Genomic DNA, 22,377 nt, shown 5'->3' on the forward strand with positions numbered 1-22,377 from the left:
AATATGTTTGCCATCTGGATCAATTTTGTGCATTTTTACACCATGCTCGCAACTGGCGCGCCTTCCTCAGGCTGGCTCAGTTCCGGCAACTCGTTGAAAGACTTGCAATAAGCCTGCATCCGTGCAAATGATCCCCCCATGGACAAACTCATAGTTTGTGACTGGGCTGTACGGGAGGGGGGGGCTATGACTGCGATACGCGCACTGGCGTTGCTGGCGATGGCCCTGTGGCTGGGCACGCTGGGCACGCAGGGGGCGCTGGCGAAACCTGTGCGCTGGTGCGTACAGGACATCCCTCCATTTTTCATCCAGACTGGCCTGTTCCGACGGCAAGGGGTGCTGGATCATCTGCTGGCCGACCTGGCCGCCCGCGACCCGGCCCTCTTCGGCGCCACGCAGGACTCGCCCATTGCCCGCTGCATGGAAGAAATGCGCCACAGCGAGGGGCTGTGCCATTTGTCCCTGGTCAAAACACCGGAGCGTGAGCAGTTTGCCATATTCAGCGAGCCCATGCTTCGTTTTCTCCCGCCCAGGGTCCTGATCGCCTGCAATCAGGTGAAGCTCTATGCCGCATTCCTGACCCAGGACGGCTTTGATCTGGAGGCCTTCCTGCGCGCCCCGGGCGAGCTCAAGCTGGTCATCATCCGTGGCCGACGGTATGGCGAGGTGGTGGATGACCTGCTTGCGAAGCACGCGGAAAGCCCAGGCCTGTATGTGGTGCCCACGGCCACGTCGCCCTTTGCCATGCTCATGGCCGGTCGGGTCGGAGCAGCCATCGGGCATCCCGTGGAAGCCGGCTATTATACCCAGATTATGCAGGAGAACGGAGAAACGTCCGACCGGCCCCGCCGCATGAAGAGTTTTCCCATTGTGCGGTACTCTCAGAACCGCGAGGGCCAGCCGGTGCACGAAACCCCCATCGGCAATCTCTCCTATGTGGCCTGCTCCAAAACGCCTACTGGAGAAGCCGTTATCGGACGCGTGAACGAGCTGTTGCAAGATGGCAACCTGACGCTGCGCATGGCCACGGAATATGCGCGCTGGCTGGATCGTAACGGCCAGCGGGACTTCTGGGCCGTGCAAGGCGCTGCGCTGCGCGCCATGGCGCCGCTCAATACGCCAGCAGCTCCACCACCTTCCGCTCCTGCACACTGACGATGTGGTAGAACTTCTCCTGCGGGATGTTGATGTACGGCACATCCTGCAGCCGACGGAACAAAAACTGGGCCAGTATGGCCCGGTTGGCCGCCTGATGCCCCACAATGCAGATGTTTTGGGACACCCCGGAGAGCCAGAGCGCCTTTTTCAACCCCCGGCCCACGCGCGCCTGCAAGAGGGCATAGCTCTCGCCTCCAGGGTAGGTGTACTGGTACTTGTCCGCGCTGCGGGCGGCGAATTCCTGGGGCAGGGTGCGGCGCATCTCGTCGTAGGTCATGCCTTCGCAGATCCCGGCGTCAATCTCGTCGAACTCCTTGATCACCACATGCCGGGCCTCGGGCTTGCGCTCCAGGAGCGGCCGGGCCATCTGGATGGTGCGCTCCTTGGAGCTGGTGAATACAAAGCCCAGGGGCAGATCCTTGAACCGCTCGGCCATGGCCCGGGCCTGGGCGTGGCCGCATTCGTTGAGCAGGGGGTTGCCGCCAATGCGCTGCTCGGCATTCCAGACGGTTTCGCCATGCCGGACCAGATACAGCCCCTTGACCCAGTCAGCCACCAGCAGGTCGCGAATCTGAAAGTAATGCGGAATGCGGTCCAGAATATGTTCCTTGAGGACGCGGTTGTTCAGCGTGTCCAGGACCAGATGATTCCGCTCGTCGTTCAGGGGCGTGTACAGCTTGCGGTAGTAGGTGATGCGGTCCTCGAAGCTCTGGCGGGCCTCCGCGTAGGAGAGGTGCGCGAACTCCGGCAGCCGGGTCTTGCGGTCGATGGAGTAGGCGTAGAGTTCGGGATCGTTGTTGACGGTTTCGATGTACAGAATGGGATGCTCGTGCAGGTGGGACTCAATCTTGGCCCGCCGGCCGCGGCTGACGTTGGTGGCGTCCAGCACGGCGATTTCCCCGCCCTCCAGCAACCAGTTCTTGGCCTCATAAATGTTGATGAGGGCGATTTCATCGCGCAGGGCCGAGTACTGGCGGTTGTCCGGATTGTAGAACTCCGCAAAGGAAGTGTTGCGGGGAAAAAGGCGGCGGCGCACGTCGCCATTGTTGAAGATGCGGATGGCCCGGCCATCGCCGGCCAGCGTCTCCTGAAGCTTGCGGGCCAGCACGGACTTGCCCGTGGCTGGCAGGCCCATGAGGACGATATACAGCTTTTCGGGGCCGCTCATGCCGGTCCTGCCTTGCGCCTCAGCGCGCCTGGCCGAGGGTTTCGTCAAGCACTTCCGTCAGTTGGCTTGGGGTGAACAAATCGCGCAGCACCACCGGCCGCATGGCGGCTTCACCCGGAGGGAACACGGCCACCACGGGGATGGATTGGCTGCCCAGGGCCTTGAGCAGGGCCATGCGGTGCGCATCCTCGCGGGTCATGTCCACCCGGATGAGGATCAGGTCGTGCTGCTCCAGCAGTGCACGCATCACGCTGTCCCGCAGGGTGGTTCGTTCCAGCACCTTGCAGTTGGGGCACCAGTCGGCCGTGAAATCCACCAGCATGGCCTGTTGGCCCAGCAACGACTGGAACCGGGCAGGGTCGAAGGGTTCCCAGAGCCGGTTCTGGGCCACCGGCTGCAACGCCCAGACCAGCGCCCCGGCCACCAGCAGCACAGCCGCACTGCGGATGCTCCAGCGCCGCCCTGCAGACTGGGAAAGCGACGTCCACTGCCCCCACATCCAGGCTCCCAGCCCGGCCACCCACAGGCTGATCAGGGCCGGCAGAAGCAGGGATTCCGGCAGGATCTGCACCAGATAGATGGTGGTGGCCATGAGCAGAAAGCCCGCGCCACGCTCCAGGTGCAGGGTCCAGGCCCCGGGCTTGGGCAGCCGACGCACCAGGCTGGGCCAGCGGGCCATGAGCAGGTAGGGCAAGCTCATGCCCAGGCCAATGGCCAGGAATACCGGAAGGATGATGGTTGGAGAGCGGCTCAGGGTCCAGGCCAGCACCCCGCCCAGCAGGGGCCCGCTGCAGGGAGTGGCCAGCAGCGTGGCCAGGAGCCCGGTGCTGAAGGCCTGCAGCCGGGGATTGTTGGTGGCCGTGGCCCCTTTGAGATCGATCATGGGCAGATCAAAGACCCCGAAGAGGGACAGGCCCAGGAGAAACAGCACCACGGCCAGGCCCAGCACCAGGGCCGGCTTTTGGAACAGTTCGCCCCAGGCCAGGCCGGCCGCGCCAAAAATTGCTCCCAGCACCATAAAATAACAGAAAATACCAACTGCAAACCAGATGGAGTGCTCCCGGAACCGGGATTCCTGATGGGCCCTGTCTTCATGACTGGAAACCGTCAGCAGGGCCGAGCACTTGAGGCTGACCACCGGCAGAACGCAGGGCATGGCGTTCAGCAGCAGACCGGCCAGAAAGGCCAGGAGCAGCGCCTCGCCCAGGCCCTGCACCTCCAGCCCCGGGAGAAAGTAGGTGGGCGTAAAGGCATAGAGCCCCGCATCGGGCGCCTCGTCTGCCTCCTGCCCGTGCTCTTCGTCCATCCCCTGTAGGGGATCGACCGCGTCGTCTTCGGCGGCTCGAAGGGTTTCCGCCTGGGCGGCGGCATAGGCCGCGGCCAGGGGTTCGGCCGCAAGCGAGGCCAGGTTCTCGGGCCGGGTGTCCCAGCGGTGCTGCACCGCCTCGCGCACCGGCGTGCAGCTGGTGCTGGAGCAGAAGAGCATCCGCAGTTCGCCGCGAATCTCCAGGGGAAAGTTCGCGGGGCCCAGCTCCAGAAACACCGGGGTCGGCTCGTGATACACCTGGACCATCACGGTTGGGTCAAACGCATCTGGCTTGGCCTCGCCAGGGGGATACTGCACGGCCGCAACAACCGGAGGCTCCACCTCCGCAACTGGAACAAAGGTGGTGGGCTGGCCCATGAGGCCGGGGGTGTGGCTGTATGTATACAACCCTTCGCCAGGGATGATCCACAATACGGCCACGAGGCTGCCATCCTCCTTGGCAGCCAGCTGCCATTCCAGGGAATGGGGCAGGGCATCTTCAGGGGATTGCGCCTGAGCGTGTGCCATTCCGGGCGTCCCGGGAAATCCGGGGGAGCCAGAAATCCCGGGGGCCAGCCCGCACAGGAGCAAGGCCACCATAACCAGAAGAGGCTTGAACAACCTGGAGGCATAACCGCCTGGGGACACACAACAGGAAACCGGGGTACGAATGGGTGCGATCATGCATCCCGTCTGCCCGAAAAAAAAGTTGGGCACAAGGATTGACTTCCAGGGAACCATTGGCTAAAAGCACCTTCTCACAAGCGACGTGGGCCATTAGCTCAATTGGCAGAGCAGTGGACTCTTAATCCATTGGTTCAAGGTTCGACTCCTTGATGGCCCACCACGAGACATGCCAGGGCAAGACAAGCGTCTTGCCCTTTTATATTTGGATGACAAGACACGCGTCTTGCCAGGTGCAATGCAGCCGAGCCCAGGACAGGGCGCAGCAGCGCATGTTGAAAAAAATTTCCCAAGTTGATTGACAAGCAGCGCCAGCCTGGGTAAAAGCGCTCTCTCACGACGACGTGGGCCATTAGCTCAATTGGCAGAGCAGTGGACTCTTAATCCATTGGTTCAAGGTTCGACTCCTTGATGGCCCACCACAAGAACGCACAAGGCGAGACGTAAGTCTTGCCTTTTTGCATTTGTAGCCTCGCACGATGAAAGGGCCGTGCTGGCGCATTGCGTCTCGGCCCTGCTGCCATTGCAGCGGGTTTTCCACGCGTTACTCGGGCGGCTTGTTCCGGCTTTTTCTCGGCAGCTCCACCACAAAGGTGCTGCCCACTCCGGGTGAGGACTCCACGCGAAGACTGCCGCCGTAATGCTCCACAATCTGCTTGCAGATGGCCAAGCCCAGCCCTGCGCCAGCGGGGTTGTCGGCCTCGATTGTGCCGCCCCCTGAGCCGGCCTGATAAAAGCGGTCAAAGATGCGGGAGTGCTCCTCCTCGGGGATGCCGGCGCCGGTGTCCGCCACGCCCAGCATGACCACTTCTTCCGCATCCAGGACAAACAGACGCACCTCGCCGCGAGTGGTGAACTTGAGGGCGTTGGACAGCAGGTTGATCATCACCTGCATGAGCCGGTCCGGATCCACCGTCACCGGTTCCAGCTGGTTGGGCAAATCCAGCCGCAGGGTCACCTCGGGCTTGTCCGCATAGGCGGCCGCCAGGGTTCTGGCGGCCTCCCTGGCCAGGGCAGTCAGATCCACCGGGGTGTCCTTCCATTGGTAGTGTCCGGAGTCGAGACGGGAGAAGTCGAGCAAATCCGTGATCAGCCGGGTCAGGCGCTCGCTTTCCAGGACAATGATATCCAGGTTGGACATGATTGTTTTGGCGCTTTTGGCCTGGGCGGGGTCTTCCGAAGCCTGCTCGCTGAAACGGCGGGAGAATTCCCGTTGGATGAGCTTGGCGAATCCCAGGATGGAGGTGAGCGGGGTGCGCAGGTCATGCGACACGGTGCTCAAAAAGGCGCTCTTGAGTTCGTCCAGTTCCAGCAGACGGCGATTGGCCTCAGTCAGCTCCAGGGTTCTGCGCTGCACCAGGCTCTCCAGCTCGTCCTTGGACTGCTGCAGGACCTGGCGGGCGGCGAGCAGGTCGGTCACGTCCTCCATGGCCGCCACCACGCCCTGGGCCTGCCCGGCCACGGCCAGCGGCGCGGCGCTCAGGGAAAGCGCCCGGCGCTGTCCCGATGCCGGCATCCACCAGGCCGTCCAGCTCTGCTGTTTGTCCGTTGCTTCCAGGGCGCGGCGCACGGGCAGGGCCTCCTGGGGCAGGGGGCGCCCGGCTTCATCCTGCAGTTCCATGGCCCAGGCCGGGACAAAGGGCCCCGCGACATCCAGTTCCAGAATTTCCATGGCCCGCCGGTTCAGGTAGGAGCAGCGCCCGTCCAGGTCGAACGTGGCGATGCCCAGCGGACTGGTTTCAATGAGAGCTCGGTATCGCTCTTCCGAGGCCCGCAGACTGCCCAGGGCATGATTGAGCGCCGCCAGGGCCAGCCCGGCCAGGGCCAGGATGCACAACGCGATGACCCCATTGACCGTTGCCAGCCGCGCAGCAGGCTGCAGAATCTCCCGGGTATCAGCCACCACGGCCACCAGCCAGCCTGTTTGCTCGTTGATGCTGGCCACCGCCATGCGCTGCAGGTTTCCCGCACCAGGCAATCTGGTGTCGAACTGCACCACATTGCCCTGCTGCGCGGCAGCCTGCAGGGCTTCCAGATGCGACACCAGGGAGAACTGGCCCGGGTCTGCCCAGCTGGGGCCGATGTTCAGGCCGGTATTCAGATCCACGGCCACGGCGCCGCCGCTTCTTCCCAGCCGCACGGCATCCAGAATGCGCCGGGCAAACCGCTTGGTATCAAGCACCAGATACATCACACCCGGCGCCGCGGCGTCTTGCTCCCGGTTCGGAACCCCCACGGAAATGATGGTGACAGGAAATGGAGAGTAGCGGCCGATCTGATAGGAAACCACAACCTGCTCGCCATGGAGCGAGCGCTGAAAAAAGTCCCGGTCCGCAATGTTGATGGCGCCAATAATGGATGGATCGGAGGAGGCCAGAATATCCCCCTGGGCGTCCGCCAGCAGGAGTCTGGCGATGTCCCGGCCTTGAATGCGTTCCAGCATTCGCGTGCACGCCGCCTTGCGGGCTGAGCGGCCCAGATACGTATCGGCCAGGGCCAGGGAGAAAATTTCCTCGTTGCTCCACTGGGCCAGATTCCGGCGCAGCTCTGTCACCTGACTGTTCAACTCCAGATTCAGAAATCGCAGGGCCTGCACGGCGTGGCCCATGGCCAGATCCTCGGCCGCACGGCGAGTCTGGAGGTAAGAAATAATGGTGATGAGGGTGAAACCGGCCAGAATAATCGTCAGGACCGGGGCCAGCCTGCCCCGGCCGGTTGACAGAGGGCGTCCCGAGGACCGCGACCGGCCCATTGAAGCGCTCATCGAAGCACCACGCCGGCAGCTTCGATAATTTCATACGGGATGTGCAGCTGCAGCCGTTCGGCAGTCCTAAGATTCAGCATCACCACGCCTTGCTTGTTGATTTGGGGGGGGAGCTGCCCGGCAGGCACTCCGGCAAGCACCTCTTGAACCATGGTCCCGGCCAGAAAGCCCTGTTCCTGGCCTGATTCCAAAATGCCGCAAAGCAGGCCATGCTCCATGGCAATGTCCGAAAAGCCGATGGTTGGCAGGGTGTTGACGCTATTTGTCCAGGCCATGACCTCTTCCGGAGCCATCACGGCGCCGTGCTCATCCTGCAGCGCATTGTACAGCCCCAGCGCCAGCGCGTCAGCGTGGGTTTGGTAGTAGAGAATCCGCTCCTTCCAGGCCTGGAAGGTACGGACGGATTCCAGGCCGGCAAGCTCCAGGGCAAAGGGGCCACCTTCACGAGCCTCACGCTGCAAGTCATCTATGACAAAGCCGCCAGCGTCCGACTGCTCCACCAGAAAGGCCACAGTCTTCGTTCCAGGGATCAGTTGCTGGAGCAGGGCAAAGCCTTCCCGCACATGCCAGCGCTCCTGTACACCGGACATGTTGGCGGCAGGCAGGCCGTACCGGGCCAGTGGGGCGTTGATGCCGCAAAAAATCACCTGTGGCCGGAGTTGGTCTTTGAATGCGGGCAGCGCCACCCGCGCCAGGGCAGCGTCATCCACGGCCACAAGCACGTCAGGGTCAAAGGACCGAATCTGTTCCAGCGCCTCCTGGCCCGCCCTCTGCTGGCTTTCCACATCAGGCGTCCGTTTGGCATCCAGGTACCAGATGCGCCATTCCACTGGCGATTCCTTCAACGCCTCCTGCAGTCCCTGATTGATGGCCCGGCTCCAGATATAATCCGAACTGTAGCTCTGCAAGACAAACACCCGGCGCACCTCGCCGGTGTTCGCCAGGGTGGCGGTCGCCAGCCTGGCAGGCTGCACCACAAGGAGCAGCATGACCATCAGTACCAAGGTCTGCGCCATTTCCCCTCCGCATTCAGGTGTATTTGGTCGAAAGAAGAGGTTCGTCAACCTATACAACAATCACAAAAAAAGTCCAACACGGCAACCAACTCGCCGCGTTGGACCTTGGCATCAATCTCATGATCCGGATTCGTCGTGCGCCCGGGAAAGAAGGCCTACCAAGGAAGAGGCGCAGTCAGGACGGTACAATTCAGTCTCGGTCAATCGTTGTCCTGTCTTGCCCTTTCATGCGCCGGGAGTTACCACAGGCATCTCATCCAGCTTACCCAGGTGCCAAGTCCATGCCTCCAGCAGTATTTCTCGATCGTGATGGTGTACTTATTGTTGACAAGCACTACCTCCACGCGCCTGATGAGGTGGAACTGTTGCCCGGCGTGGCGGCCGGCCTGCGTTTGCTCAGGGATGCTGGCTACGAGCTGATTGTGGTCTCAAACCAATCCGGGGTGGGCCGGGGCTACTTCCGTTGCGAGGACGTGGACGCCGTGCATCGCCGGCTCCGGGAACTCCTGGCGGCGGAGGGCGTGCGGCTGGAGCATTTTTACTATTGCCCGCATGCGCCGGCAGCAGCCGGGGAGCAGGGGTGCGACTGCCGCAAGCCCGCGCCAGGGCTGATCCATCAGGCCATGCGGGAGCTCGGCCCCAGACTGAACCAAGGACCGGGCCATACGCCGGGCCAAAGCAGGGGGCACAGCAGGGAACTGACCCTTGAAGGGGCCTGCATGATCGGGGACAAGCGCTCGGACGTGGCCCTGGGGCAGGCCGTGGGTATCCGAACCGTTCTGCTGACCACCGGCCACGGCGCCCGCGAGCTGCAACGGCCGGGAGCCGAGCCGGACCATGTTGCCCCGGATCTGGAAGCCGCAGCGCGTTGGCTGCTGGAGCAGACACCGCAGCCGGAGAACGCCGCTGCGTGTGATGGCGCGGCATGCTCCGGCAACAGCACGTCATAACAGAGAATTATGGTCGGATGATCCTGGTGGCCAGCTGCATGCTGGTGACCACATCCAGCATGTTCGTGGTCTGGCCCACGGCCTTTTTGTCCATTATTCCGAAGAATTCCAGGCATGTTCCGCAAACGAGAATGCTGACGCCATCGCGCTCCAGGGCCTGGAGCACCTCCAGGACCTGGCTGTCCTGCGGCGTTTCCGGGGCCGCGAGATGCACGCCGCCGTTGACCAGCACAATCCGCCAGAGATCCTTGCCCAGCTCGGGCAGGGTTTTGATGAAATTGACCATCAATTTCGCACCCAGCGCATCATCTCCCTGGCCCATGGTCGCCGCCGGGATGAAGACCAGAATCTGTGGCCTGGCCAGACTGGCCAGGCTGGCGATTTCCGCCTCAGTCATGATGGCGCAGGGCTCGCAGGATGCGGCTTCGGGCGAAGGCGCTGTGGCATCCTTGGGAGGGGCGTTTAGGCTCGCCTCCAGCTTCCAATCCGCGCCCAGGGCCACGGGCTGCACGCTGTAGCCGCGGCTCTGCAGAAAGCGGGTGACGTTTTCCCTGGCCGCGTCATTGTCCACCAGCACATCCAGCCGCGCCGGAGCGTGCGCTTCCACCAGGCGTTTGCTTTGCAGCACAGGCTGCGGGCAAGCCAGACCGCGGCAATCCAGGTCCACAGGCATCAGATGATCCGATTGGGTCATGGGAAGAATCCTCCAGTGGACCGACAGTGCCGCGCCGCAGGGGAGCGTGTCAAATCGACAGAGGCCTAAGATTCAATCTCAATCAATCAGCAGCATTGATCCTGATTCTTGACGGGCTGATATTCCTGGATGTTTCAAAGTTAACATAATTTACATTATGTGATTATTGTGGCACTCAGAAATCCCGGCAAGAGCACGCCAGCCTCTCAGCCGAGTTCCTTGACCATCCAGGTACACAGGACGTGGCCGCCGCAATCGCAACTGGCGGCGCCGCTCCAGACCGTACGATCCGGCGTCACCCCTTGGCGTTCATAAAATCCCCGTGCATTGGCCGAGGCCCGCAGCCGGAGCCGAACCAGACCGCGCCGGCGGGCTTCGGCCTCCATGGCCTGGAACAGCCGGTGGCCCAGACCAGAGCCCTGGGCTGCCGGGTCCACATAGAGCATTTTCAGTTCATCGCCGGTCAGGCTGGCAAAGCCAAGCACTCTGCCGGGCCGGCCGGGGTCTTCGCACACCAGCGTATGGGCCTCACCTTCGAGCAATTCGCCGAGGGCCTCCGGCGTGAACAAGGCCGCCCAGGCCGCGCGCTGGCACGGCGTGTACCATGTGTCCGGAATGGCCTCCACAGCCCGCCGCAGCATGGCCAGGATGTTGTCCAGATCGTCCCGCCGTGCGGGCCTGAATGGTTCCGGGGTGTCTGGAATCATCGTGCACTCCCGGCGCGGGCCTGCCGGCACATCTCAAAAATGCTGATGGCCGCGGCCGAGCCGACATTCATGGAGTTGCCCATGCCCAGGCTGGGCAACTCCAGTATGACATCTGCCAGGGCCAGCACACGCGGATCCACGCCCCGGCGCTCATTGCCCAGCACCAGCACCGCCGGCATGGGCAGCACCGCCTCATACGGCGACACGCTCTGTTCGGCCAGCTCCAGGCAATAGACTGCGTATCCCTTTTCCTTGTACTGCCGGACCACGGGCAGCGGATCTTCCGCCAGCTCCCAGGGAACCCAGCGTTCCACACCCTTGGTGCTGCGGCGCATCTTGGGCGAGCCCGGCAAGGCCGTCTCTCCGCACAGCCAGACCTTTTCCAGCATGAACGCGTCGGCCAGGCGCAGCACGTTGCCTGCGCTGGAGGCATGCCGCAGACTGTCGCACACCAGGGCTAAAGGCGTTCGCGGCTGGCTCCAGAAGTCATGACGCGAGGCCTTGCCCGTGCGCAGCTGACGCGTGGGCGTGGGAATGGGCATGGTATCCAGCTCCACGAATCACTGCTCCATCTTGACCTTGAGTTCGTCCCAATCTTTGAGGAACGTCTCCAGGCCCTTGTCCGTGAGCGGGTGTTTGGCCAGCTGTTCGATGACGGCAAAGGGCAACGTGGCCACATCCGCACCGGTCAGCGCCGCCTCCACCACGTGCATGGGATGGCGGATGGAGGCCACCAGAACCTTGGTGGCAATGTCGTAATTATCAAAGATGGTGACGATCTGCCGGATGCAGTCCATGCCCTCCTGGCCCAGGGCGTCCAGCCGGCCGATGAAGGGCGACACATACGTTGCCCCGGCCTTGGCTGCCAGCAGGGCCTGCATGGGCGTGAACACCAGGGTCACGTTGGTGGGGATGTCCATGGCCTGCAGCTCGCGGACAGCGGCCAGGCCATCGAGAATCATGGGGATCTTGATGACCACATTGGGGCCGAACTTGATCAGCTCGCGGGCCTCGGCCAGCATGTCCTTGGTGGTCGTGCCCACCACTTCCAGGCTCACGGGGCCGTCCACTTCCTTGCAGATGGCCTGCATCTGCTTGCGCCAGTCCTTGCCCTCGCGCAGCAGCAGGGTCGGATTGGTGGTGACGCCGTCAATGAGTCCGTAAGTCTTGCACTTCCTGATTTCCTCAAGGCTGGCCGTATCCAGAAAGAATTCCATGGCGCACTCCCGGTGTGGCGTGAGAGGAAGGAGAAGCACGGCTCTCCCCGCCCCCCTTCCAAAGACTTTAGTTTTGGATAGTTGAAGCCTATGCAATTCCGAGGCAGAAGGCCAATTGTTTTTGCGCCCGTTTTCGCGTGCCGCGCGGCACGCGAAAACGGGCGCAAAAAATCATCACCAACCGGAGGGGGCTTGGGGGAACTCAGTTCCCCAAAAAAACTGTCTCTCCCGCTATTCCGCCTCTTCCTTCTTGGCCTCGGCCTGCTTCACGGGCTCGGGCGTCACTTCCTTGGCTTCCAGGCGGCGGAGGAACTTGTCGCGGCAGTCGTAACTGCAAAAACGATGCACGGTTTCGCCCTGGCGGACGCGGATATCGGTGTCCACGTCAACGTAGGTGCCGCAGACGGGGTCCTTGACCATCTCCCCTGCGGCCACGCGTTCCTTGATGTCCTGCTTTTTCTGTTTGGTGCTCTGCCGTTTGTCCCCGGCGAACATCTTGTAGAGGAAGAAGCCGGCGAGGGCGAGGATGATGAAACGCCACATGGTGCAACTCCTGGGGGTTCACGATTCAGGGGACGTCATTGCCGGATGCGGTCGCCTTCCAGCGTGTAGGCAAGCCCGTCCAGGGCCTGACGCAGGGAGCCACCGTCCGGGAACACGAGATCCGGGGCAATCTCGGCCAGGGGAACCAATACAAACGCCCGCTGCCTCAGGCGCGGGTGCGGTACAAGGCACGCCGGATCATCGCAAACGGCATCGCCAACGAGCAGCAAATCCACATCCAACGCCCGTGGGCTCAAGGGCGGCAGTCCGGGACGGCGGTCCCGGCCCAGGTCCACTTCCAGCTGCAATAAAACTTCAAGTAGTGGTTGAGGTTCTATTGCGGATGGGATGTCCAACCGCGCCACCTGATTGGCATACCAGGGTTGGGAGGCCGGATCCGGCACGCCAAAAGGCTCCGTCCAGTACACCCTGGAAAACGCTCCCCCCTGGACCATGGGCAAGGCCAGCAGACGGGCCCGCGCCGCCGCCAGCTGGGCCAGGGGCTCCCCGGCCGGTCCGGCCAGATTGGAGCCCAGGCCCAGGTATGCGGCAACACTCGGCATGCGCGGCTTACAGCTTGCTGCTGATGCGGGCCACGGCTTCCTTCAGGCGCTCGCTGTCCACGGTAAGGGAGATGCGGAAGTAGCCTTCTCCCGGCGCGCCAAAGCCGTTGCCCGGGGTGAGCACCACGCCGGTTTCCTGAATGATCTTGGTGACGAACTCTGCCGAAGACGCAAACCCGGCCGGCGTTTTGGACCAGATGTAGAACGAGGCTTCGGGGTTGCGGCACTGCACGCCGGCGGCGCGCAGGGCGCTGACCACCACATCGCGCCGTTCCTTGTACACGGCCCGGAACTGCTCGGCAAAGGGTTCGCCCTGCTGCAGGGCGGCGATGCCGGCTTCCTGCACGGCCTGGAAGGCCCCGGAATCCATGTTCTCCTTGACCTTGCCCAGCCCGGCCACCAGCGTGGCGTTGCCCACGGCCATGCCGATGCGCCAGCCGGTCATGTTGTAGGTCTTGGACAGGGAATGAAACTCAATGGCCACATCCTTGCCGCCAGGGAATTCCAGGATGGACCGCGGCTTGTTGGCCGGGTCAAAGTAAATTTCGGTGTACGCCGCATCGTGGACCACGATGACATCGAATTCCTTGGCAATGGCGATGAGCTTTTCATAAAACGCATCGGGCGCCGTGGCCGCGGTGGGATTGTTTGGGTAGTTGACGTAGATCATCTTGGCGCGCCGCCATTCGTCGGAGGTCACGCTGTCGAGGTCGGGCAGGTAATTGTTCTCGTCGGTCAGGGGCAGATACTTGACCACCCCGCCCAGGAATTCCGTGGTCACGGTGTACACGGGATAGTTGGGCGTGCAGACAATGGCCAGATCCCCAGGGTTGGTAAAGGCCAGCGGGAAATGGGCAATGCCTTCCTTGGAGCCAATGAGGGTGATGACCTCGGACTTGGGATCAAGCTCCACGCCAAACCGCGTCTTGTACCAGTCGGCCACGGCCTGGCGGAAGGCCAGCATGCCCACGTAGGACGGGTACTGATGGTTCACCGGATTGCGGGCGCCTTTGTTCAGGGCCTCGATGATGAACTCCGGGGTGGGCATGTCGGGGTCGCCAATACCCAGGCTGATAATGTCAACGCCCCGGGATTTCACCTCTTCCTTGACCTTGTCGATCTGGGCGAAGAGGTACGGCGGCAGGGCTTTGATGCGGTCGGCAAGCTGAAAGGAAGGCATGCGCGCTGGACTCCTGAGAGGTGTTGCAGAACGGTGACGGAAAACTGCGATGTACTGGCGCGGGCAGGGGTTGTCAATCCATGCCCCCCTGCCCGCTTTGTCCAGCCCCCCCCGATCCCCCAAAAGCTCTCAGGGAGCCCGTCGTGCAGCCAGCCCCGGCCTATTGCTTCACCCGCGTGAATCTGGAGAGCCCGGCCCGGGGGTTGGTGCCTCCAGGCTGCAGGATGTACAGGGTGAACGCGTCGGGTCCGTCCATTTTGCCAATGCGGATGCCCTCGGTGTGGCCTACCAGATAGAAGGTCTGGCCATCATTCTCGATCACCCCGGAGAAGGTGTCCTGGCCGACATCCTTGTGCTTCCATCCCACATGGCCGTGCAGCACCTGCCCTTCCTGCCGCTCCACCACCAGCTGGGACGAGAGGGGTTCGCCTTTGCCGGCATGCTTCAGAAATCCTTTGTTCTTGAAGTGCATCTCGTGCCCCCCTTCCCAGGTACCGGCAAGATTGGGGATCTTGGCAGCCTCCTGGGCCGCGGCAGTGGAGATGAGCAGAAAACACAGCGCCACGGTTCCGATAATCGTCTTGAGCATGAGTCCCCCTGTGCGGTTGATGAAAGGCATGGTCGGAAATGGAATCCACACTACGCTTCCTGCGGTGAAGGGACAAGGAATCATTTTGTTTTGGGGGGAGGCACGTGCTTCAGGAGGATCTTTTTGTCCGGGGCATCCTTGTCCTTGCATCCCGGCAGCCCTCCCGGTAAGGCTGCAGGCATGTCGTCCGTTGCCGCCGCCGCAAGCATCTCTCTTGATCCGCTCATGGATCGTCACCTGGAACACCTCCTCGTGGTCCGAGGTCTGGCCGAGAACACCATCGCCAGCTATGCCCACGACGGCCGGGATTTTCAGGCCTTTCTCCTGGCCACGGGCAAGCGCGTGGAAACCGTGGAGGAAGTGGATTTGCTGCTCTACCTGGCCCACTGCCGCGGCCGGCAGCTAGAGGACAAGACCGTGGCCCGCCGATGCGCCTATTTACGCAGTTTGTATGGATATCTGGCCGAAGAACACCTGGTGCCGGCCAACCCGGCCGCCTTGCTGGAGCAGCCAGCCGTGCCCCGCCGGCTGCCGGATGTGCTGGATCCCGGGGAGATGGCCGCCCTGCTCAACCAGCCCGCCGCCGATACCCCCCTGGGCGCACGGGACCGGGCCATGCTGGAACTGCTTTACGCCGCCGGCCTGCGCGTTTCCGAACTGGTGGGGCTGACGCTGCTGGAATACGACGCCCAGACAGGGTACCTGACCGTGTTTGGCAAGGGTTCCAAGGAACGCATCGTCCCCGTGCACCACCTGGCCCAGCAGGTTCTGGACAACTACCTGCGTGACTGGCGGCCCCGTTTTTCCCCAAGGACGCAGCATCTGTTTCTAAACCGCTCGGGCACAGGGCTCTCGCGCGTGGCCATCTGGAAACTCGTGCAAAAGCACGCCGTAGCCGCGGGCCTGGGCAAGAAGGTCTCGCCCCACACCTTCCGCCACAGCTTTGCCACGCATCTGCTGGAAGGCGGGGCCGATCTGCGCAGCGTGCAGCTGCTCCTGGGCCATGCGGACATCACGGCCACGGAGATTTACACCCATGTGCAGACCGGCCGCCTGGCCGAACTGCACCGCACCCATCACCCCCGCTCCAGGCTTGCTTCCGCATGACTCAGTCCAAACAACATGCCGCCTCCAAACTGGAGGCCCCGCTGGTCGTCACCGGTCACACCAATGCCGACTTCGACGCCCTGGCTGCCATGGTTGCGGCCAGCAAGCTCCACCCCGGCGCGGTGCTCGTGTTCCCCGGCAGCCAGGAACGCACCCTGCGCAATTTCTTCATCCAGAGTGCGGTCTATCTGTTCAATTTCAAGAACCCCAAGGACATTGACCCCGCCACGGTCAAGAAGCTGGTGCTGGTGGACTCCCGCCAGCGCAGCCGCTTCCCCCACGTCAAAGCCGTGCTGGACCGCTTTGACGCCGGCGAGGATGTGGAAATCAATGTCTACGACCACCACCCCGACGCCATGGATCCGGGTGAGGATATTCCCTTTTCCACCGGCCACGTGGAGGCCCTGGGAGCAACCACGACCATCATCTGCCGCATCCTGCGGGAGCGCGGCATTGCCGTGGAGCCGGACGAGGCCACCCTGCTGGGCCTGGGCATTTACGAAGACACGGGCTCCTTCACTTTCCTGTCCACCACCCCTGAAGATCTGGAAATCGCAGCCTGGCTCAAACGCCAGGGCATGGACCTTTCCGTGGTTGGCGAGCTGCTGCAGCGCGAGCTGACCGTGGAGCAGGTCAAGGTCCTGGGCACGCTCCTGGAAAGCGCCGTCACCCATGAAATCAATGGCGTGCCCGTGGTCATGGCCGAGGTCAGCCTCGAAAGCTACCTGGGCGACTTCGCCATCCTGGCCCACAAGCTCCTGGATATGGAGAACATCCGCGTCCTCTTTGCCCTGGGCCGCATGCAGGACCGCGTCCATGTGGTGGCCCGCAGCCGCACGCCGGATGTGGATGTGGGCCTCATCTGCAGCTCCCTTGGCGGCGGCGGCCATGCCTACGCTGCCTCAGCCACGGTCAAGGACAAGACCATAGTTCAAGTAAAGGATGAACTTTTCGCGCTGCTCTTCTCGCACATCAATCCGCACATCCTGGCCATGCACATCATGTCCAAGCCGGCCGTCGTGATTGAGGCCACCCAGCCCATCAACGATGCCGTGGACATCATGACCCGCTACGGCTTCAAGGCCCTGCCCGTGGCCGCGCCGGGAAGCCTGGTGTGCGAAGGGGTGCTGGATCATTCCACGGCGGACAAGGCCCAGTCCCACGGCCTGGGGCACATTGCCGTCTCGGAATACATGCAGCGCGACTGCGCCGTGGTCACCCCGCATGCGGACCTGTACCCGGTGATGGAAATCATCGTCGGCCAGCGCCAACGGCTGGCGCCCGTGGTGGAGGACGGCGAGATGGTCGGCGTCATCACCCGCACGGACCTGATCAATACCCTCATTGAAGAGCCGGCGCGTATCCCGGAAATGCTGCTCCCGGAAAAGACGCGCGAGCGCAATGTCTCCGCCCTGTTTCACGAGCAGCTTCCCAAGGCTGTGCTGGCCCTGCTGGAAGACGCCGGCCACCTGGGTGCGGAGCTGGGCGTGCCCGTGTACGCCGTGGGTGGCTTTGTGCGCGACCTGCTCCTCAAGACGCCGAACCTGGATATCGATCTGGTGGTGGAAGGCGACGGCCCGGCCTTTGCCCGCGCCTTTGCCAGACGCCACGGGGGCCGCGTGCGCGAGCACAGCAAGTTCAAAACCGCCGTGGTCATCCTGCCGGACTTTGTGACGACCGAAGGCGAACCTCCCCGTGAACTCAAGGTGGATGTGGCCACAGCCCGCCTGGAATACTACGAATACCCGGCCGCCCTGCCCACGGTGGAGCTCTCCTCCATCAAAATGGATCTCTACCGGCGCGACTTCACCATCAATGCCCTGGCCGTGGAGCTGACGCCGGCAGCCTTCGGCAAGCTGGTGGACTTTTTCGGCAGCCAGCGGGACATCAAGGACCGCGTCATTCGCGTCCTGCATTCCCTGAGTTTTGTGGAAGACCCCACCCGCATGCTCCGGGCCGTGCGCTTCTCCCAGCGCTATGGCTTCCGCATCGGCAAACAGACCCTGCGGCTGATCAAAAACGCCCTGCAGCTGAATTTGCTGGACCGCCTGAGCGGACACCGGATCTTCAACGAGCTGAAAATCATCCTCAATGAAGATGAATTCCTGCATGACCTTGAAATGATGCAGGAGCTTGGCCTGCTCAAGGCCATACACCCCAAGCTGGAGATGACGCCACACCGCCGGGCACTCCTGGAAGAGCTGGACAAAATCCTCTCCTGGTACGGCCTGTTGTACCAAAGCCCGGCCCCGCGCCGCTGGCTGCTCTGCCTCCTGGGCATGGCCGCCGCATGGAAGGAAGAAGAGCTTCAGGCCCTGACCACTCGTCTGGGCCTCTCCAAAAAAGACGAACGCGAGCTGGTGACCCTGCGGCGCTGCGTGCACAAGGCCGTGGAGCAACTCAAGCGCTGGTGCGCCGGAGACAAAAGCCTCTCCGAGCTGTATGGCATCATGCACCAGACGCCCCTGGAAGGCGCCCTGCTGCTCATGGCCCGCTTTGATGACGACTGCATCAAGAAGCACCTGTCCCTGTATCTGACCACCCTGCGCAGCGTGCAACCGTTGATTTCCGGGGAGCACCTCAAGGACATGGGCCTGCCTCCCGGTCCGATCTACACCCGCATTCTGGACGAGATCCGCGCCGCCAAACTCGATGGCCGCGCCCCCACCCTGGCTACGGAACTGGCCCTGGCCGAAGCCCTGGTCCGCAAGCACTGGGATGCCACAGGCCGGAACACCCAGTCCGGGCAGAGTTCCTGACCCCTGCAGCTGGTGCCCGTAGCTTAGCAAGCCAGCACTGGCGCGGCTTCCCAAGCGGTGAAGGTCGTGATTCGCCGGCAATTGCCAGATGGACCACACCCGTGTTTCACAGCTTGGGAAGCCAGTATTGGCGCGGCTTCCTATCCTCTACAGCACCCCGATGATCATCCCTCCGGCCAGCAGCAGGAGCATTGCCCCCACCACCCACCGCACGGTCTGGATGGTCATCTTCTTGAGCAGCCTTCCGCCCACGAAGGCCCCGAAAAAGGCCGACAGCGTGGCCGCCGCAAGCAACCCGGCGTGGCCAGCCGCCAGATCCGAGCCGGCAATCCCGGCATAGACAACCAGACGCGACAGATCCACCACGCAGGCCAGCACCACCCCCGTGGCGATGAAGGCCTCCTTGGACAGCCCCGCCCCAAGCAAGAACGCACTGCGGAAGGCTCCCTGGTTTCCGGAGAGGCCGCCGAAGAACCCGCTCAGGAGCCCGCCAAGCGGCAGCCAGGAGGCCGGATGCGGCGTGGGCTTGGGGCCCGGCCTGAGCTCACGCCAGGCAAAAAAGGCAATCAACGCCCCCACCAGCAGTTTTACCGGCGTCACGGCCATCTCCCGGCCAAGCAGGGAATAGGTCCACCAGGGAGCCAGATCCGCCAGCTGCATCAGGAGCCAGGCGCCGGCCAGGCTGGCCAGCAGGGCGGGAATCCCGAAGCGCAGGCACACCCGCGCATCCGCGGCCTTGCCAAAGAGCGCCAGCTTGAAGAGGTTGTTGGCAAAATGCACCATCGCCGTGAGGGCCACCGCCGTCTCCACCGGGAAAAACAAGGCCATGACCGGCATGAGCACGGTGCCGAGCCCGAAGCCGGAAAAAAGCGTCACCCCTGATGCCGCCATGCTGACAAGACAAATGAGCACCAACTCCATGGCAGAGCCACCTCGATGTTGAATGTGAGTTTTTGGACAAGCCACTTTGCCAGATTACTGTGACAGCACTGCGCCAGCCAGAGAAAGAGAAAAATAGCGCCGATTGCCGAAAATGACCGGAACTGTTGCTGCCAGGAGCCTGCAAACGCCTTGCACTCCAATCAATCCATGTGTAAGGGAGTCTCATTTCCAGACGATGGCAAGGAGCGCCATGCATGCCCGGGAATGTGGGGACAGATCCAGTGCCGCACGCAACCGAACTTCCGGGCGAGCACCCCGCCCCGCAGGCTGCATTCTGCACGCATGTCCCCCGCGTGAGTGTTATTGGGGCGGGAGCGTGCGATGAAGCGGTCCAGGCCGCGGCCTTTGCCCTGGGGCAGGGGCTGGCCCGGCTGGGAGTGCTGGTGGTCACAGGCGGACTCGGCGGCGTCATGGCTGCAGTGTGCGCCGGAGCAAAAGCCTGCGGCGGGAGCACCCTGGGGATTGTGCCCGGCATCTGTCCTAAAGAGGCCAATAAATATGTGGATATAGCTATTGCCACCGGGCTTTCCCATATGCGTAATGCCCTGGTGGTCATGAATGGCGACCTTGTGGTGGCGGTGGAAGGCGGCTGGGGCACACTTTCGGAATTTGCCTTTGCCAGAAAAATGGGTAAGGTGGTTGTGGCCATGGGGAAATGGAGCACGTTGCCAGAAGCGCTCGCTGCACACAGTCCGGACCACGCGGTGGAACTGGTGCGCGAACAACTGGCCCTGCTGCTCCCTGACTGGGCGCCGCCGCATGCCTGGTGACGACGAAGGAAGGTGGATGGATGGATGTCTTATGGGCGCCCTGGCGTCTGGACTACATCCTGGGTCCAAAGCCTGACGCATGCGTGTTTTGTCTGCCGGCGCACAGGAACGAGGATCGGGAGCGGCTGGTGCTGCTGCGCGGGCGGCATGCATTTGTCATCATGAATAAATTTCCCTACAACAATGGCCATATCATGGTGACGCCGTATCGCCATGTGATGCGGTTGCAAGACTGCACCCGCGACGAGTGCAACGAGATGATGCAGCTGTTGCAAGGCTGCACAGATATTCTCCAACAGCACTTCAATCCTCAGGGCGTCAACATCGGCCTCAATCTGGGCGAAGCCGCCGGGGCTGGCATCCGCGAGCATCTGCATTTCCATCTCGTGCCCCGCTGGAACGGCGACTCCTCCTTCATGGCGGTCTTTTCGGAGACCCGGGTCATCCCCGAGCATCTCCTCGCGACATACGACAGGCTGACGCCCAATTTCCATCGTCTGGAAAAGGACCTTTTAGAGGAGGACCCCACATGCGGTTCATTCAGATTTTCTTCCTGATCATCCTGATTTTCTTCTTGATGATCATTTACGCCCAGAACATCCAGACCTTGCAGCAGACCATCGCCCTGGGCTATGATCTGCACTGGCACGCCTGGACCACCCCGCCGCTGAAGCTGTATTTCTTCCTGCTCTTCTTCTTTGTGCTGGGTGCCTTCAGCGTGTTCTTCCTGCTGGTGTTCGAAACCCTGCGCTTCAAGGCTCAGGCCAGCCGCTACAAGAAGCAGGCTGCCAAGCTGGAAGCCGAGGTGAACTCCCTGCGCACCTTGCCTTCGGACGACACCGGCATGGGCGTTTCGAGCGAAGAACAGTCCTCCTAACCCTGGAGCATGCCCATGCGCTGGCGGTGGTGGCGATTTCCCGCAGCAGCTCTGCCGGGCAGGTCCACAAGACCGGCCATCGCCACGCCGCGGCAATGGGAAGACCTTACTGGCGCAGCCGAAGATCCGTCTTCGGCTGCGTCGGCTGGTTTGCAGCCTGTCTTCTCCCTGCCCTGTGTTGTTCCGGACGATTTGCAGGCCGTGCAGGATGAACTCGTCCGCCTGCTCACCCTTGACCCTGCCGCCATTGAATCCAGTCTGGCCCTCGCGGCCATGCACCGGGCCCAAGGGGATCCACAACGCGCCCTGACCATGCGCCTGCGGCTGGCTCATCGCCCCGGCCTGGACAAAGGCCAGCGCGGTCGCCTGCAGTATGAGATGGGACGCGATCTGCTCCGGATGCAGGAAGTGGCCAAGGCCCAGGAGGCCTTTGAGGCCGCGCAACGCATTCTGCCACGAAACGAAGCCGTGCGGCTGGCCCTGGCCGACTGCGCCCTGCGCCAAAGCCGGTTCAAAGACGCCGCCAAATTGTTTGCGGACGTGAACCGCAAGGAATTCCAGGCCCATGCCCTGGCCCGGTATGCCCAGCAGCTGCTGCTGGCCGGGGAGTGTTCCCATGCCCGCCGGCATGCCTCACGCGCGGCCGCGCTGGCCCCGGCCTGTCCGGAAGGCTGGCTGGTGCTGGTGCGGGAGGCCGCCTGCAGCCGGAACTGGAACCGCCTGGACAGGCAGCTGCGCAAAGGCCTGGCTGTTGTCCCGCCGCGGCTGTGGTTCGTACTGCTGGAAGCCCTGCTCAACCCTGAGGCCTCCTGGCATGACGCCATGCCCGCCCAGCTGCCGCGGCCCTGCTGCCTGGGATCGGCCAGCGTGTCTGACCGCGTCCACCCCGCAGACAACCCCTTGCGCATCCTGGCCACCGTGGTGCAGGAGGCCATTGCCGCCTGTGCGCCGGTTCGAACCCCGGATGCCGCCGCCTGCCATCTCGTTGCCTGCCTGTGTCGGGCCGGCAACGTGCTGGATGCCTCCCGCCGCTGGCTGGAACAGGCCCTGACGCTGGAGCCTGCCTTCTGGCGCGCCCGCATGGATCTGGCCCGGCTGGATCTGCCCCGCCAGGAGGCCGAGCAGCCCTTCAGCGAATCCCTCCAGGCGCTCTTCGGCCTGCTCCAGGCCCGCCCCCGCTTTGCCTGCAGCGCCTGTGGCCACATGGCCGACACCCTCTTTTTCCACTGTCCGCGTTGCCAGAGCTGGCGGCGCATCGCCTATCGCATGTAAGGCCGCCGCCTGCATCACGACTGAATGCTGCTCATGACACGACCTTCTTCGCAACGTCCTGGCTCCGGCTCCGCGACCGTTCCCCAAACATCGCCCCAAAAGTCGCCCCAA

General features: G+C 62.9%; 21 protein-coding genes and 2 tRNA genes. 10 read left to right on the top strand and 13 right to left on the bottom strand.

The window, feature by feature from the left end:
• The first annotated feature begins 186 nt into the window (after positions 1–186).
• The gene (locus tag ACYQ00_RS11365; RefSeq protein ID WP_460032226.1) at positions 187–1,155 is read left to right on the top strand and encodes a hypothetical protein; all 969 of its coding nucleotides are present in this window, start codon (positions 187–189) and stop codon (positions 1,153–1,155) included.
• Here the strand turns inward: ACYQ00_RS11365 and ACYQ00_RS11370 are convergent.
• Both ACYQ00_RS11370 and ACYQ00_RS11375 read right to left on the bottom strand, forming a co-directional pair.
• A complete protein-coding gene (locus ACYQ00_RS11370) occupies positions 1,112–2,326 on the bottom strand; it encodes a bifunctional nucleoside/nucleotide kinase/histidine phosphatase family protein (protein ID WP_460032227.1) in 1,215 nt (404 codons plus the stop codon). The two genes, ACYQ00_RS11365 and ACYQ00_RS11370, sit on opposite strands and share 44 nt — an antisense overlap.
• Before the next feature lie 19 nt (positions 2,327–2,345).
• Positions 2,346–4,160 carry a protein-disulfide reductase DsbD family protein gene (locus tag ACYQ00_RS11375; RefSeq protein WP_460032228.1) on the bottom strand — a complete coding sequence of 605 codons (1,815 nt, stop codon included), beginning with the start codon at positions 4,158–4,160 and terminating at the stop codon, positions 2,346–2,348.
• 243 nt (positions 4,161–4,403) lie between these two features.
• Here ACYQ00_RS11375 and ACYQ00_RS11380 point away from each other — a divergent pair.
• Together ACYQ00_RS11380 and ACYQ00_RS11385 are read left to right on the top strand one after the other, a co-directional pair.
• Positions 4,404–4,479: transfer RNA gene (locus ACYQ00_RS11380), tRNA-Lys, on the top strand.
• A gap of 183 nt (positions 4,480–4,662) precedes the next feature.
• Positions 4,663–4,738, top strand: a tRNA-Lys gene (locus ACYQ00_RS11385).
• Between the two features lie 122 nt (positions 4,739–4,860).
• Here the strand turns inward: ACYQ00_RS11385 and ACYQ00_RS11390 are convergent.
• On the bottom strand, positions 4,861–7,080 hold the full coding sequence (locus ACYQ00_RS11390) for a sensor histidine kinase (RefSeq protein WP_460032229.1): 2,220 nt from the start codon (positions 7,078–7,080) through the stop codon (positions 4,861–4,863).
• On the bottom strand, positions 7,077–8,096 hold the full coding sequence (locus tag ACYQ00_RS11395; RefSeq protein ID WP_460032230.1) for an ABC transporter substrate-binding protein: 1,020 nt from the start codon (positions 8,094–8,096) through the stop codon (positions 7,077–7,079). The genes ACYQ00_RS11390 and ACYQ00_RS11395 overlap by 4 nt, the downstream gene beginning before the upstream one ends.
• A 281-nt stretch (positions 8,097–8,377) precedes the next feature.
• Here ACYQ00_RS11395 and ACYQ00_RS11400 point away from each other — a divergent pair, with 281 nt between their 5' ends.
• Positions 8,378–9,046: a D-glycero-alpha-D-manno-heptose-1,7-bisphosphate 7-phosphatase gene (locus ACYQ00_RS11400; protein ID WP_460032231.1), complete on the top strand. Its 669-nt coding sequence runs from the start codon at positions 8,378–8,380 to the stop codon at positions 9,044–9,046.
• A 7-nt stretch (positions 9,047–9,053) separates the two neighbouring features.
• Here ACYQ00_RS11400 and yedF read toward each other — a convergent pair whose 3' ends face one another.
• The 8 genes from yedF to ACYQ00_RS11440 form a co-directional block, all read right to left on the bottom strand.
• Positions 9,054–9,740: a sulfurtransferase-like selenium metabolism protein YedF gene (gene yedF / locus ACYQ00_RS11405; RefSeq protein WP_460032232.1), complete on the bottom strand. Its 687-nt coding sequence runs from the start codon at positions 9,738–9,740 to the stop codon at positions 9,054–9,056.
• Between the two features lie 206 nt (positions 9,741–9,946).
• Positions 9,947–10,447, bottom strand: coding sequence for a GNAT family N-acetyltransferase (locus ACYQ00_RS11410; protein WP_460032233.1), 501 nt, complete (start codon positions 10,445–10,447; stop codon positions 9,947–9,949).
• On the bottom strand, positions 10,444–11,004 hold the full coding sequence (locus ACYQ00_RS11415) for an RNA methyltransferase (protein ID WP_460032234.1): 561 nt from the start codon (positions 11,002–11,004) through the stop codon (positions 10,444–10,446). The genes ACYQ00_RS11410 and ACYQ00_RS11415 overlap by 4 nt, the downstream gene beginning before the upstream one ends.
• Positions 11,005–11,007: 3 nt before the next feature.
• Complete coding sequence (gene fsa, locus ACYQ00_RS11420; RefSeq protein ID WP_460032235.1) at positions 11,008–11,664, bottom strand: fructose-6-phosphate aldolase; 657 nt, start codon at positions 11,662–11,664, stop codon at positions 11,008–11,010.
• Between the two features lie 231 nt (positions 11,665–11,895).
• The gene (locus ACYQ00_RS11425) at positions 11,896–12,207 is read right to left on the bottom strand and encodes a transcriptional regulator (protein ID WP_460032236.1); all 312 of its coding nucleotides are present in this window, start codon (positions 12,205–12,207) and stop codon (positions 11,896–11,898) included.
• A gap of 35 nt (positions 12,208–12,242) precedes the next feature.
• Entirely contained in the window at positions 12,243–12,770 is a 528-nt protein-coding gene (gene folK, locus ACYQ00_RS11430; RefSeq protein WP_460032237.1) for a 2-amino-4-hydroxy-6-hydroxymethyldihydropteridine diphosphokinase, read from the bottom strand.
• A 7-nt stretch (positions 12,771–12,777) separates the two neighbouring features.
• Positions 12,778–13,950, bottom strand: coding sequence for an LL-diaminopimelate aminotransferase (locus ACYQ00_RS11435; RefSeq protein ID WP_460032238.1), 1,173 nt, complete (start codon positions 13,948–13,950; stop codon positions 12,778–12,780).
• Between the two features lie 160 nt (positions 13,951–14,110).
• Positions 14,111–14,539 (bottom strand): hypothetical protein, encoded by a 429-nt coding sequence (locus ACYQ00_RS11440; protein ID WP_460032239.1) that lies wholly within the window; start codon positions 14,537–14,539, stop codon positions 14,111–14,113.
• A gap of 180 nt (positions 14,540–14,719) precedes the next feature.
• Between ACYQ00_RS11440 and xerD the strand changes: the two genes are divergently transcribed.
• Positions 14,720–15,646 (top strand): site-specific tyrosine recombinase XerD, encoded by a 927-nt coding sequence (gene xerD, locus ACYQ00_RS11445; RefSeq protein WP_460032240.1) that lies wholly within the window; start codon positions 14,720–14,722, stop codon positions 15,644–15,646.
• Positions 15,643–18,405, top strand: a complete 2,763-nt coding sequence (locus ACYQ00_RS11450; RefSeq protein ID WP_460032241.1) for a CBS domain-containing protein — start codon at positions 15,643–15,645, stop codon at positions 18,403–18,405. Before xerD ends, ACYQ00_RS11450 begins: the two co-directional genes overlap by 4 nt.
• A gap of 147 nt (positions 18,406–18,552) precedes the next feature.
• Here ACYQ00_RS11450 and ACYQ00_RS11455 read toward each other — a convergent pair whose 3' ends face one another.
• On the bottom strand, positions 18,553–19,326 hold the full coding sequence (locus ACYQ00_RS11455; protein ID WP_460032242.1) for a TSUP family transporter: 774 nt from the start codon (positions 19,324–19,326) through the stop codon (positions 18,553–18,555).
• A 215-nt stretch (positions 19,327–19,541) separates the two neighbouring features.
• Here ACYQ00_RS11455 and ACYQ00_RS11460 point away from each other — a divergent pair, with 215 nt between their 5' ends.
• Genes ACYQ00_RS11460 through ACYQ00_RS11475 form a run of 4 tightly spaced genes read left to right on the top strand, consistent with a single transcriptional unit; the run spans position 19,542 to position 22,266 of the window.
• Positions 19,542–20,117 carry a TIGR00725 family protein gene (locus tag ACYQ00_RS11460; RefSeq protein WP_460032243.1) on the top strand — a complete coding sequence of 192 codons (576 nt, stop codon included), beginning with the start codon at positions 19,542–19,544 and terminating at the stop codon, positions 20,115–20,117.
• Positions 20,118–20,137: 20 nt separating this feature from the next.
• Positions 20,138–20,674, top strand: a complete 537-nt coding sequence (locus ACYQ00_RS11465; RefSeq protein ID WP_460032524.1) for an HIT family protein — start codon at positions 20,138–20,140, stop codon at positions 20,672–20,674.
• The gene (locus ACYQ00_RS11470) at positions 20,647–20,994 is read left to right on the top strand and encodes a lipopolysaccharide assembly protein LapA domain-containing protein (protein WP_460032244.1); all 348 of its coding nucleotides are present in this window, start codon (positions 20,647–20,649) and stop codon (positions 20,992–20,994) included. Before ACYQ00_RS11465 ends, ACYQ00_RS11470 begins: the two co-directional genes overlap by 28 nt.
• A 15-nt stretch (positions 20,995–21,009) precedes the next feature.
• Entirely contained in the window at positions 21,010–22,266 is a 1,257-nt protein-coding gene (locus tag ACYQ00_RS11475) for a tetratricopeptide repeat protein (protein ID WP_460032245.1), read from the top strand.
• Positions 22,267–22,377 lie beyond the last annotated feature (111 nt).

The organism is Megalodesulfovibrio paquesii (assembly GCF_054653055.1).